Source organism: Bacillus sp. MC1252 (assembly GCF_056838025.1).
In genome coordinates, this window is sequence record NZ_CM166369.1 from 867,065 (window position 1) to 880,067 (window position 13,003).

Below are 13,003 nucleotides of genomic sequence, written 5' to 3' on the forward strand. Positions count from 1 at the left end.
CAGCTTGTCTCAATACAATTTTAAAAAGTATGACGGGGTGGTGAACATGTGAAAGAACAAGAGGTGTTGCTAGATGTCAAACAGCTATCCATTGCGTTTCAGCAAAAAAAGCAGAGAGTGCCGATCGTCCATCACATATCGTTCTCGATTCAAAAAGGAGAAACCTTAGGCATTGTTGGCGAATCTGGCTGCGGGAAAAGTATCACATCGATGTCATTAATGGGGCTGAATCAGCAAACAGAAACAACGGGTGAGATTCAATTCGAAGGTCAAAACCTGCTGTCACTTTCGGAGAAACAGTGGCGAGAGGTGAGGGGAAATGACATTTCGATGATTTTCCAGGAGCCAATGACCTCTCTGAATCCATTAATGACCATTGGCAAGCAAATGACAGAAGCTCTTTTCACACATCAAGAAATCGGCCAAAAAGAAGCAAAAGCGAAGGCTGTTGATTTGCTTCAGACAGTTGGATTGAAACAAGCAGAATCGTTACTTAAAAAATACCCACATGAATTATCGGGCGGCATGCGCCAGCGTGTGATGATTGCGATGGCCATGCTTTGTCACCCAAAACTCATGATTGCAGATGAACCGACGACTGCACTTGATGTCACCATCCAAGCACAAATTCTTCGTTTGCTCAAAAAGTTAAACGAAGAGATGAACACCGCTATTTTATTTATTACCCACGATCTAGGCGTCGTGCGGCAAATATGCCAGCGTGTCATGATTATGTATGCCGGTCGAATCGTAGAAGAAGGAACCGTTGACCGTATTTTTCAAAAACCTCTGCATCCCTACACAAAAGGCCTTTTCGCCTCTGTTCCATCATTTAAAGAGAAAAAAGAAAAACTCATCTCTATTGCAGGCCATGTACCAAAGCCCGGGGCCATCCAGTCCGGCTGTCAATTTGCACCACGCTGTCCATATCAAATGCCGCAATGTCTAGAAAACGACCCAGCCTTACAATCCATTGAACACAATCATCGCGTGGCATGTTTTCTAATGGAAGGAGGAGAAGACACTGAGTCACCCACTCTTGCAAGTGAATCAGCTGACAAAACGTTATGAGACATCAGCTTTTTTTTCTAAAAATAAACACACGACCTTGGCGTTAAATCAAGTGTCCTTTCATTTGAAGGAAGGGGAAACGCTTGGCATTGTTGGCGAATCAGGCTGCGGAAAATCAACGCTTGGCAAAAGCTTAATGAGATTGACTGAACCGACTTCAGGCTCTATTCAACTGAAAGGGCAAGAAGTGACAATTCTGAAAGAACGAGACATGCGTTCCTTAAGAAAAGACATTCAAATGATCTTTCAGGATCCATACGCTTCCTTAAATCCACGAATGAAAATCAAAGATATTTTAGAGGAACCGCTCATCGTTCATCAACACGGGAAGAAAGCAGAAAGGCAAAAGCGGGTAAAGGAGATGCTGCACATTGTTGGGTTTGATCCGTCCTATGGAGACCGCTATGCGCATCAATTCAGCGGCGGACAGAGGCAGCGTATTGGGATCGCTAGAGCACTCATCACCCATCCAAGCCTTGTGATTGCCGATGAACCCGTTTCGGCGTTAGATGTATCCGTTCAAGCACAAATTCTGAATTTGATGCTCGAATTGCAAAAGACGCTTTCTCTTACGTATCTGTTTATTTCTCATGATCTCGGCGTTGTCAAGTATATGAGCGACCGAATTGCTGTGATGTATGCTGGCCGCATTGTGGAGATGGGTCCTGCGGAAGACGTATTTCACAAGCCGCTCCATCCCTACACTTCGCTGCTTCTGAAATCCATTCCACATATGGACGTGCTAGAGACGCATGATGTGGAAGCAGAAGAGTCGACTTTGGCGGAAGAAGGCGGGTGTCCTTTCTACAAAAGGTGTCCGAAAAGGTGGGCGCACTGCCTGCAAGCTGTTCCTACTTTGTATGAGGAGGAAACTGGCCACGCAGCTGCCTGCTATTTATATCAAAAGGAGGAACACAATGAAGAAGACATGGTTATTCAGTAGTTTCATTTTTGTGCTGGCACTTGCGCTATTTTTAGGAGGCTGTTCGTCTGCACCAACATCAGAAGAAAAGGCAACAAAAGACACCCTCGTATTCGGCAGAGGAGGAGACTCCACTTCACTTGATCCGATTACAACGACAGAAGGTGAAACCTTCAAGGTCACAGAGAATTTGTTTGAAAAGCTTCTGAATTACGGCGAGAAAGACACGACCATCCATCCTGGCTTAGCTACAGAATGGGATGTTGCAAAGGACGGGAAATCCTACACGTTCTACTTACGAGAAGGTGTGAAATTTCACGATGGCACAGACTTTAACGCAGAAGCAGTCAAATTCAACTTTGACCGCTGGATGAATGGCGATGCAGAAAAATTTCCTTACTACGGCATGTTTGGCGGCTATAAAAAAGATAAGGGACATGTCATTAAGGACATCATCGTCAAAGGTGAGCATGAGGTTGAATTTCAACTAAAGCGCCCGCAGGCAACGTTTCTGAAAAACATTGCCATGTCTCCATTCGGGATCGCAAGTCCTGCGGCTGTCGAAAAAAGCGGCAATTCATTTCGTGAAAATCCAGTTGGTACAGGACCATTTAAGTTTAAAGAGTGGAAGCAAAACGACCGCATTGTCTTAGAAAAGAACGAAGATTACTGGCAGAAGGATAAACCAAAGCTGAATCAAATCATCTTCCGCTCCATTCCAGAAAACTCTGCTCGTTTAAATGCGCTGAAAACAGGCGAAATCGATTTAATGGATGGCGTGAATCCGTCTGATTTAGATGGCATTAAAAAGGACAAAGCCCTCCAGCTCATTGAAAGACCATCGATGAATGTAGGCTATATCGGACTGACAGTGACGAGAAAGCCGCTTGATAACAAGCTGGTTCGTCAGGCGCTCAATTATGCGGTCGATAAAGAATCCATCATTGAGTCATTTTATGGCGGACTTGCTGAACCAGCGAAAAATCCGCTTCCTCCCTCTTTAGAAGGCTACAATGACGACATAGAGCCATATCCATATGACCCAGAAAAAGCGAAAGAGCTATTGAAAGAGGCAGGCTTCCCTGACGGCTTTCGCATCAAGCTTTGGGCAATGCCTGTTCCGCGTCCGTATATGCCTGATGGGATGAAGGTAGCAGAGGTCATTCAGTCAAACTTTGAAAAGGTCGGCGTCAAAGCAGAAATTGTGACATATGACTGGGCGACCTATTTAGATAAGGCAAGTAAAGGGGAAGCAGATGTGTTTTTGTTAGGCTGGACAGGAGACAATGGCGATCCTGATAACTTCATTTATACACTACTGGATGAAGACAGCATTGGCGGCAACAACTATACATTCTTTCAAAATGATAAAATGCATGACATTTTAATTGAAGCGCAAACAGACACAGATCAAAAGAAACGAAATGAACTGTATAAAAAAGCTCAAGAGATCATTCATGACGAAGCGCCTTGGATTCCATTGGTGCATTCAATTCCAATGCTCGCAGCAACTAGTGATTTAAAAGGATACCAGCCGCACCCAACTGGTTCAGAAGCTTTGACTGACGTGTATTTCGAATAAGCAAATAAGGGGGAGAATTTTATCCCCCTTATTCAAACAAATCAAAAGGCGGTGAAAGCTGTTTGTTTGCTTATTGTATGAAACGAGCAGGAATGCTCATCCCAGTACTGATCGGAATGACATTGGTCGTGTTTTCGATTATTCGGTTTATACCGGGGAATCCAGCACAGGTCATCTTAGGGCAGCGGGCAACAAAAGAAGCAGTAGAGCAATTAACCATCCAGCTTGGTTTGAATCAGCCGTGGTACGTTCAATACGGCCATTACATGCTGGGCCTTTTAAAAGGTGATTTAGGGACTTCCATTCGAACAGGAGCAGCTATTGCCCAGGAAATGAAGCCTTACTTATTTGCGACGTTAGAACTAACATTTTTTGCGATGGTGCTGGCGATTTTTATGGGAGTGAATGCTGGAATCATTAGTGCTTGGTTTAAGCATTCTTTCTTTGATTATGTCGCGATGTTTATTGCTCTCATTGGTGTGTCCATGCCGATTTTCTGGTTAGGCTTAATGGGGCAGTGGTTATTCTCGATCGAATTAGGCATTTTGCCGACAACGGGCCGAGAAAATGTGAGGAATCCAGTGGAGTCAATCACTTATATTCATACACTGGACACGCTTTTGCAAGGCCGGTTTGATCAATTCACTGATAGCATCAAGCATTTGGTTTTACCAAGTACAGCACTCGCAACAATCCCTGCTGCGATTATTGCGAGGATTACGAGGGCAAGTATGCTGGAAGTGCTCCATTCAGATTATATTCGAACAGCAAAAGCAAAAGGGGTACGTTCGTTTTTCATTATTTATCAGCATGGGCTGAAAAATGCGCTCATTCCGATTTTGACGATTATCGGTCTTCAGACAGGTCTCTTGCTTGGCGGGGCCATTTTAACAGAAACGATTTTTGCTTGGCCAGGAATTGGGCGGTATATATACGATGCGATCAGCTATCGTGATTATCCAGTCATTCAAACAGGTATTCTCGTTGTTGCGCTCATATTTGTCCTGATCAATTTCATCGTGGACATATTGTATGCAGTTATTGATCCAAGGATTAAATATTAGAGAAGGGAGAGTGACAACATGGAAGCGCAAAAGGAGCTTCAAGCACCTAAGCCAAAAAAAGAACGCTCTCAATCACTGATTCTTGAATCGATGAAGCAGTTTTTTCAGCACAAGCTTGCGGTCATTGGCAGTGTGATTGTCTTTTTATTTCTCATCCTAGCGATCTTCGCACCGCTCATTGCTCCTTATGGAATCAATGAACAATCACTCGGTGAGCGGTTTAGTGCACCTTCAGCTGCGCACTGGTTTGGTACAGATGATTTCGGCAGAGATATATTTTCAAGAGTTGTACATGGAGCGCGGATTTCCTTATGGGTTGGTTTCTTCTCGGTTCTCGGGTCAGTCATTTTAGGCACATTGCTTGGATTGATGGCCGGTTATGGCGGAAGGGTGCTGGATGCTGTGATCTCGAGACTATTTGATATTTTACTCGCCTTTCCTAGCATTCTATTAGCGATTGCCATCGTCTCCATCTTAGGTCCTTCCTTACAAAATGCCCTTATTGCCATAGCGATTATTAACGTCCCGACCTTTGGAAGGCTGGTTCGATCAAAGGTGCTGAGTATTAAACAAGAAGAATATGTGCTAGCAGCAAAGGCAGTTGGGATGTCACACCGCCGCATCGTCCTGCGGCACATCCTGCCAAATAGTATGGTGCCGGTCATCGTACAGGCGACGCTTGCGATCGGAACGGCAATTATTGAAGCGGCAGCTTTAGGTTTTTTAGGACTGGGTGCACAGGCGCCAAGTCCGGAGTGGGGAAAAATGCTAGCCGATGCAAGGCCTTATCTCATTCAAGCCCCATGGACTTTATTCTTCCCAGGGATAGCTATCATGCTGACGGTTCTTGGCTTTAATCTGATGGGAGATGGATTAAGAGATACACTTGATCCTAAAATGAAGAAAATAAAATAAGACCGAATCTAAGAATCGGCCTCAGCTTGTAGGCAAACCCTCTTATTCTTTGTCAGGTCTGTGCTTCGGTGCTCGTCCTTCCTAGAATTCAAGGGTTTTCAGGCTACGCTGAAAAAAGAAGACAAAGGGTTAAAATAAAGGTCATTTTAGCCCTTTGTCAACCATCTAAGGCCGATTCTCGGGAATCGGTCTTTTCTGTTTATGCTTCTTTTTCTTCTGTCTCAATTTCACTATCTTTTGGGTGATACGTCTGGAAGCTTGTAATCAATGTATCTAAATGTTCCAATTCATCACGGTATTCGATGATGCTGGACATCACATTCAGCATATTGTAATCGAGCAAGTCGTTTTCTTGGTTTTGCTGATGCTGAATAAATGATTTCGTTAATGTTTCAAGACGAAGAGAGCATTCATTTTGAAAATCATCGTCCTGCGGCTTCATTTTTCCGACAAACTTCATCAAGGTGCGCTCATGCCAATACAGTAAATAATCAATCTCATCAGTTAAGCTTTCCCTAAAATGCTCTGGCATCAAATGAATTTCATTTTCTAATTTATGAAGCTTTTTCAGCAAGTACAGAGCTCGATTAGACGTCATAATTGCCTGTCTGAACAAAACCAGCTTTCTTGATTTGACATACGTGGTTTTCTTTAAATAGCTTCGTTCCTCTTTGTATAACAAGTAAATGTGATCTAATTTGATCATACGTTCTTTTATTTGATCGATGTCATCCTTTAAGGTGGAATGATCAGTAGACTGTCTGGAGCTCAGACGGATCCATTTTAAAATCTCCTCCGTATTTTCCATAATGTGATGAACCAGCTTTGTTTCATACTTTGGCGGCAGGAAGATTAAATTCACTAAAAATGAAGAAAGTACCCCTAACACCACAGTAGCTGTTCGAATTAAGGCAAAGGAAAGGAAATGATCCCCTGCACTTTCTAAAATCGCGATGACAGTTACAAGTGCAATCGGAATCGTGTGTTCAATCTTCAGCTTTAAATTAATGGCGATGACCATGACGGCGGTTAAGCCGATAATGACTGGTCCTGTGCCGAAAAGCAGACCGAACATAATGGCAAGTGCTGCTCCAATAATATTGGCTTGCACTTGATCAACGATCGTTAAAAATGATCGATAAATAGATGGCTGGATAGCAAATACAGCTGCAATTCCCGCGAAGACGGGCGTTGGCAACCCAAGCCATGTTGCCAGGTAAAGCGCGAGTACAATGGCGATACCAGTTTTTAAAATACGGGCTCCAAGTTTCATTGGTTTTGTCCCTGCATTCCTTTCTTTTTGATAATAGATGATCACTCGTCATTTATTATAAATATTTTGATGAAACAACTAAGTAATATACAGCGGTCTTCCGAAATATTCAAGTGATTTTTGAAAGTTCATGAAAACATCAAAAGAAGGTATTGAGAAAAAATGTAACAGATTCACTCGCTTTTGACAATCATGAGCTGATTAATAAAAAAACAGACGCATGGATTTACGTCTGTTTTTGTCTCCATTATGATATTTTCAGCTGTTCAAACGCATGATCTACCGCTTGTAACGTCTCAGAAATATCTTTTTCAGTATGTGCGATGGTTAAGAACCAAGCTTCATATTTAGAAGGAGCAAGGTTAATACCTTGCGTGAGCATCAATTTGAAGAAGCGTGCGAACATCTCGCCATCCGTATTTTCAGCCTGCTCGTAGTTCACAATCGTTTCTTTTGTAAAATAAATCGTGAGAGCACCTTTTAAGCGATTCACTGTAATATCTACTTGATGTTTTTTGGCATGGGCTAAAATTCCTTCTTCTAACATAGCGCCAAGCTGATCAAGACGCTCGTAGACTCCGTCTTCTTTTAACACTTCCAAGCATGCAATACCGGAAAGAATGGACGCAGGATTTCCTGCCATCGTGCCAGCTTGATAGGCTGGTCCAAGCGGGGCGACTTGCTCCATAATTTCTTTTTTTCCGCCGTAAGCGCCGATTGGAAGACCGCCGCCAATAATTTTACCTAATGCAGTGAGGTCAGGTTTTACTTGAAGCAAGTCCTGTGCACCGCCGTACATAAAGCGGAAAGCTGTAATCACTTCATCATAGATCACCAGTGCGCCTTTTTCATGAGTGAGGTCATTGACCTGCTGCAAGAAACCATCCTTAGGCTCCACAATTCCAAAGTTGCCGACAATCGGCTCAACAAGGACAGCCGCTACCTCATCGCCCCAGCGATCTAATGCTTCTTTGTAGCTGTCAATATCATTAAATGGAACGGTAATGACTTCGTTGGCGATGCTTTTTGGTACGCCCGCTGAATCAGGCGTTCCTAAAGTGGAAGGGCCAGAGCCAGCTGCCACTAGCACAAGATCAGAGTGACCGTGGTAGCACCCGGCAAATTTAATGATCTTTGTTCTGCCTGTATAAGCGCGAGCTACACGAATCGTAGTCATTACAGCTTCCGTACCTGAATTGACAAAACGAACTTTATCTAAAGCAGGCATCGCTTCCTTCAGCATCTTCGCAAACGTGACTTCATGCTTCGTCGGTGTTCCGTAAAGGACACCCGTTTCAGCCGCTTTCGTGATGGCTTTTGTAATATGAGGATGAGCATGTCCTGTAATAATTGGGCCGTATGCTGCTAGATAGTCAATATAGCGGTTTCCGTCAGCATCCCAAAAATAAGCGCCTTCTCCTCTTTCCATTGCAACGGGTGATCCGCCGCCTACTGCCTTATATGAACGAGACGGGCTGTTGACACCTCCAACAATATGCTCCAGCGCCTCTTGATGTAATTTTTCTGATTCTGTGAATTTCATAAATAGCCTCCTATCTCAACGTATCACGTCGTCTATCATTATTTTAACATGCCGATGCAAGCGTCCTTAGTTGAATATCCTATCAAAATTGGATAGGCTAATTAAAAAATAGGTTGGAGGGATTGTGTCATGACAATCGAAGTGGGGCAGCAAGTACCTGATATTGAATTAACCGGTGACAAAGGGGAGAAAGTAAAGCTTTCTGATTTTAAAGGAAAACATATTGTCCTTTATTTCTATCCAAAAGATATGACACCAGGCTGTACAACAGAAGCATGCGATTTCCGCGACCGTCATCAAAGCTTTGCAGAATTAGATGCCGTCATTATTGGCGTAAGCCCAGACAGTCAGGACAAGCATCAAAAGTTTAAAGAAAAACATGATTTACCGTTCCTGCTTCTTGTAGACGATGAACAAAAATTGTCTGAAGCCTTTGGGGTATGGAAGCTGAAAAAGAACTTTGGCAAAGAATACATGGGAATCGAACGATCAACGTTTCTTATTAATAAAGAAGGAACGCTTGTCAAAGAATGGCGAAAAGTAAAGGTGAAAGACCACGTAGAAGAAGCGCTTGAGGAATTGAAAGCTCACGCTTAATCAGATCACCGGATGAGATCGGCAGAGATGCCGGTCTTTTTTGTAAAGAAGAATAGGTAAAAAAGAGGATTGTAATTGACAAAGATTCGGCTCTGGGGGTACACTATTTATAAAGATTATAATATAAGAATATTTTTGAAGAGAGGTGCATGATGAAATGGCTGCTCACGAACTAAAAGACGCTTTAGATGCTTTAAAAGAAACCGGTGTTCGAATTACTCCGCAGCGCCATGCCATCTTGGAGTTTCTCGTAAATTCTATGACTCACCCAACCGCGGACGATATATATAAAGCACTTGAAGGAAAATTTCCAAACATGAGTGTCGCAACGGTTTACAACAATTTACGAGTCTTCCGGGAATCTGGATTAGTAAAGGAATTAACGTACGGTGATTCCTCAAGCCGATTTGATTTTGCGACATCTGACCATTACCATGCGATTTGTGAAAACTGCGGAAAAATAGTGGACTTTCATTATCCTGGCCTTGATGAAGTTGAACAGCTTGCATCCCATGTGACGGGCTTTAAAGTCAGTCATCATCGCTTGGAGATCTATGGAACTTGTCAAGAATGTGCGAAAAAAGAAAATCATTAATGAAAAAGCTGACCAGGTGAATGGTCAGCTTATTTTTATGACTTTTTTCGATTGTAGGATTCATCAAACTCTTTACCCTCTAATGCTGGATCGAGAGTAAGCGGCTCTCTGCAATGCATGCACATATCCACTCGTCCGAGCACCTTTGTTTCCTTTTCACAGCTTGGACAAACGACTCGTACCGCCTTCGTAGAAAGCATGCCAATCCAAAAGTAAACGGCTGTACTTAATCCGATCGATAAGACGCCAAGCAGCATAAAAAAAGTCGACAGCCAGATCGATTCCTTAAAGAACACACCGATATACATGATCAGAAAGCCGACAAAAACCAAACTAAGTGCAAATGTTCTGATTTTATTAATCTTACTGGAGTATTTCGCCATCCCTAGCCCCCCTTATCTCCAATATAGCACATTTTACCTTTCTGTTTGAATTAGTTATAGAGTTTTGTGAATAAATTGCTTATAATGATTCAATGATCTTTTTTCATGTATTGAAGGAATTTTGATTCTATGAGGAGAAATACATAGCATTAGAGAAGAACCTTACACCCAAGTATTGGAGGAATCACTATGGAAAATCTTCTCCGTCCTATTTATCAAGAGCGAGCGAGCCATCCAGACACATTAGCTGTGATTATAGTAGAAAGAAGACATAAAGTATCTTCTGAGACGGATAACTTTGATGCAGCACTTCTTGTCATTGTAAAAGAAGCGGAAGAGCCGTTATTTATCAAACACTATGAATCCGATCACCAAACAGCTTCCTTAAATGTTGTCACAGATGATCAGCTGAAGGAATGGATTACCCTCGGCACTAACCGCCGAATCATTGATTGGATTTTGAATGGAAAAGTCCTATTTGATCGTAATGAATATATTTTCAACTTGATTGATGAACTGAGTACATTCCCGTTTTCAAACCGTAAGCTCAAAATCGGTTTAGAATATGGAAAACTCATTCGCAGATATATAGAAGGAAAAGCATTTTTTGAGTCAAATCAATTCCTTGATGCATATAATTCCATTGTGCATGCCCTGCATCATCTGGCACGTATTGAAGTGATTGATAAAGGCTTCCACCCAGAAGTGACGGTTTGGAACCAAGTGCGTCATATGGAGCCGGAAGTATATAAACTTTATTCAGAACTGATTGAAAGCCACGAAAGCCTGCATAAGCGTTTGGAACTGTTATTTTTAGCGAATGATTTTTTGATCCATTCAAAAGCAGAAATTGGTGCCGCTCATTTGCGTCATGTCATGGAACAGCAGGATATTTGGCTTTTTGGCGAGCTTCTTGCGCATCCTGACCTCAAGCATTTCACGCCTGACCTTAGCGTCATGATTGATTTCTTTGTGGAAAAAGGAATTGTTCAAGTGGAGCCAATTGAGACAAAGGGACAAAAAATCTATCATCGAGGATATTTTATAAAAAAAGATATTGACGCATGAATATTATGATGGTATATTATTAAACGTCGCTAATGAGCAACTGAGTTGCTTTGAAAGAAAAGCTGACAAAAAGAAATCCTAAAAAACACTTGACGCACGCGGTGCTCAAATGTTATATTGAAAAAGTCGCCTCTGAGCGACAATGAACATGATCTTTGAAAACTAAACAAGACAAAACATACCTGTTAATTCGAGTTTTTATAAAAAAATCCTATGATACATCATAGGTAGTCAGTCAAGCTGACGAGGCAGGAAGGATCACATACTAAGTTCGCTACATCGTGTAGCAACGCATGTGTGATATGCATCCTGCATACCTCGGAGAGTTTGATCCTGGCTCAGGACGAACGCTGGCGGCGTGCCTAATACATGCAAGTCGAGCGGACAGAAGGGAGCTTGCTCCCGGATGTTAGCGGCGGACGGGTGAGTAACACGTGGGTAACCTGCCTGTAAGACTGGGATAACTCCGGGAAACCGGAGCTAATACCGGATAGTTCCTTGAACCGCATGGTTCAAGGATGAAAGACGGTTTCGGCTGTCACTTACAGATGGACCCGCGGCGCATTAGCTAGTTGGTGGGGTAATGGCTCACCAAGGCAACGATGCGTAGCCGACCTGAGAGGGTGATCGGCCACACTGGGACTGAGACACGGCCCAGACTCCTACGGGAGGCAGCAGTAGGGAATCTTCCGCAATGGACGAAAGTCTGACGGAGCAACGCCGCGTGAGTGATGAAGGTTTTCGGATCGTAAAGCTCTGTTGTTAGGGAAGAACAAGTGCGAGAGTAACTGCTCGCACCTTGACGGTACCTAACCAGAAAGCCACGGCTAACTACGTGCCAGCAGCCGCGGTAATACGTAGGTGGCAAGCGTTGTCCGGAATTATTGGGCGTAAAGGGCTCGCAGGCGGTTTCTTAAGTCTGATGTGAAAGCCCCCGGCTCAACCGGGGAGGGTCATTGGAAACTGGGAAACTTGAGTGCAGAAGAGGAGAGTGGAATTCCACGTGTAGCGGTGAAATGCGTAGAGATGTGGAGGAACACCAGTGGCGAAGGCGACTCTCTGGTCTGTAACTGACGCTGAGGAGCGAAAGCGTGGGGAGCGAACAGGATTAGATACCCTGGTAGTCCACGCCGTAAACGATGAGTGCTAAGTGTTAGGGGGTTTCCGCCCCTTAGTGCTGCAGCTAACGCATTAAGCACTCCGCCTGGGGAGTACGGTCGCAAGACTGAAACTCAAAGGAATTGACGGGGGCCCGCACAAGCGGTGGAGCATGTGGTTTAATTCGAAGCAACGCGAAGAACCTTACCAGGTCTTGACATCCTCTGACAACCCTAGAGATAGGGCTTTCCCTTCGGGGACAGAGTGACAGGTGGTGCATGGTTGTCGTCAGCTCGTGTCGTGAGATGTTGGGTTAAGTCCCGCAACGAGCGCAACCCTTGATCTTAGTTGCCAGCATTTAGTTGGGCACTCTAAGGTGACTGCCGGTGACAAACCGGAGGAAGGTGGGGATGACGTCAAATCATCATGCCCCTTATGACCTGGGCTACACACGTGCTACAATGGACAGAACAAAGGGCTGCGAGACCGCAAGGTTTAGCGAATCCCATAAATCTGTTCTCAGTTCGGATCGCAGTCTGCAACTCGACTGCGTGAAGCTGGAATCGCTAGTAATCGCGGATCAGCATGCCGCGGTGAATACGTTCCCGGGCCTTGTACACACCGCCCGTCACACCACGAGAGTTTGCAACACCCGAAGTCGGTGAGGTAACCTTTATGGAGCCAGCCGCCGAAGGTGGGGCAGATGATTGGGGTGAAGTCGTAACAAGGTAGCCGTATCGGAAGGTGCGGCTGGATCACCTCCTTTCTAAGGATATATGGAGCAGCGTGCGTTTTGGTCTTGTTTAGTTTTGAAGGATCATACCTTCAAAACATGTCTCTAGCGAGACAGGATTGTTCTTTGAAAACTAGATAACAATAAGTAATACATTCA

11 protein-coding genes and 1 rRNA gene are annotated in these 13,003 nt (G+C 43.8%); 9 read left to right on the forward strand and 3 right to left on the reverse strand.

Going from position 1 to position 13,003, the window contains the following annotated elements; genetic code table 11:
• The first annotated feature begins 48 nt into the window (after positions 1 to 48).
• The 5 genes from ACYH0L_RS04245 (at position 49) to ACYH0L_RS04265 (ending at position 5,554) form a co-directional block, all read left to right on the forward strand.
• On the forward strand, positions 49 to 1,071 hold the full coding sequence (locus tag ACYH0L_RS04245; protein WP_482354393.1) for an ABC transporter ATP-binding protein: 1,023 nt from the start codon (positions 49 to 51) through the stop codon (positions 1,069 to 1,071).
• Positions 1,040 to 2,014 (forward strand): ABC transporter ATP-binding protein, encoded by a 975-nt coding sequence (locus ACYH0L_RS04250; RefSeq protein WP_482354394.1) that lies wholly within the window; start codon positions 1,040 to 1,042, stop codon positions 2,012 to 2,014. Before ACYH0L_RS04245 ends, ACYH0L_RS04250 begins: the two co-directional genes overlap by 32 nt.
• Complete coding sequence (locus ACYH0L_RS04255) at positions 1,989 to 3,575, forward strand: ABC transporter substrate-binding protein (RefSeq protein WP_256499423.1); 1,587 nt, start codon at positions 1,989 to 1,991, stop codon at positions 3,573 to 3,575. The genes ACYH0L_RS04250 and ACYH0L_RS04255 overlap by 26 nt, the downstream gene beginning before the upstream one ends.
• A 62-nt stretch (positions 3,576 to 3,637) precedes the next feature.
• Complete coding sequence (locus ACYH0L_RS04260) at positions 3,638 to 4,639, forward strand: ABC transporter permease (RefSeq protein WP_482354395.1); 1,002 nt, start codon at positions 3,638 to 3,640, stop codon at positions 4,637 to 4,639.
• Between the two features lie 18 nt (positions 4,640 to 4,657).
• Entirely contained in the window at positions 4,658 to 5,554 is an 897-nt protein-coding gene (locus ACYH0L_RS04265; RefSeq protein WP_099727590.1) for an ABC transporter permease, read from the forward strand.
• 199 nt (positions 5,555 to 5,753) lie between these two features.
• Here ACYH0L_RS04265 and ACYH0L_RS04270 read toward each other — a convergent pair whose 3' ends face one another.
• Positions 5,754 to 6,827 carry an FUSC family protein gene (locus ACYH0L_RS04270; protein WP_099727589.1) on the reverse strand — a complete coding sequence of 358 codons (1,074 nt, stop codon included), beginning with the start codon at positions 6,825 to 6,827 and terminating at the stop codon, positions 5,754 to 5,756.
• Between the two features lie 247 nt (positions 6,828 to 7,074).
• A complete protein-coding gene (locus ACYH0L_RS04275) occupies positions 7,075 to 8,370 on the reverse strand; it encodes a glutamate-1-semialdehyde 2,1-aminomutase (RefSeq protein ID WP_230031585.1) in 1,296 nt (431 codons plus the stop codon).
• A gap of 129 nt (positions 8,371 to 8,499) precedes the next feature.
• Between ACYH0L_RS04275 and bcp the strand changes: the two genes are divergently transcribed.
• Positions 8,500 to 8,967 (forward strand): thioredoxin-dependent thiol peroxidase, encoded by a 468-nt coding sequence (bcp, locus tag ACYH0L_RS04280; RefSeq protein ID WP_099727587.1) that lies wholly within the window; start codon positions 8,500 to 8,502, stop codon positions 8,965 to 8,967.
• Between the two features lie 157 nt (positions 8,968 to 9,124).
• The gene (gene perR / locus ACYH0L_RS04285; RefSeq protein WP_012009347.1) at positions 9,125 to 9,562 is read left to right on the forward strand and encodes a peroxide-responsive transcriptional repressor PerR; all 438 of its coding nucleotides are present in this window, start codon (positions 9,125 to 9,127) and stop codon (positions 9,560 to 9,562) included.
• Between the two features lie 35 nt (positions 9,563 to 9,597).
• On the opposite strand, the gene ACYH0L_RS04290 is transcribed toward perR, so the two are convergent.
• Positions 9,598 to 9,945, reverse strand: coding sequence for a YgzB family protein (locus ACYH0L_RS04290; protein ID WP_034323008.1), 348 nt, complete (start codon positions 9,943 to 9,945; stop codon positions 9,598 to 9,600).
• A gap of 189 nt (positions 9,946 to 10,134) precedes the next feature.
• Here ACYH0L_RS04290 and ACYH0L_RS04295 point away from each other — a divergent pair, with 189 nt between their 5' ends.
• Together ACYH0L_RS04295 and ACYH0L_RS04300 are read left to right on the forward strand one after the other, a co-directional pair.
• Positions 10,135 to 11,013 (forward strand): nucleotidyltransferase-like protein, encoded by an 879-nt coding sequence (locus ACYH0L_RS04295; protein WP_099727586.1) that lies wholly within the window; start codon positions 10,135 to 10,137, stop codon positions 11,011 to 11,013.
• A gap of 315 nt (positions 11,014 to 11,328) precedes the next feature.
• A 16S ribosomal RNA gene (locus ACYH0L_RS04300) occupies positions 11,329 to 12,877 on the forward strand.
• The last annotated feature ends 126 nt before the right edge of the window (positions 12,878 to 13,003 follow it).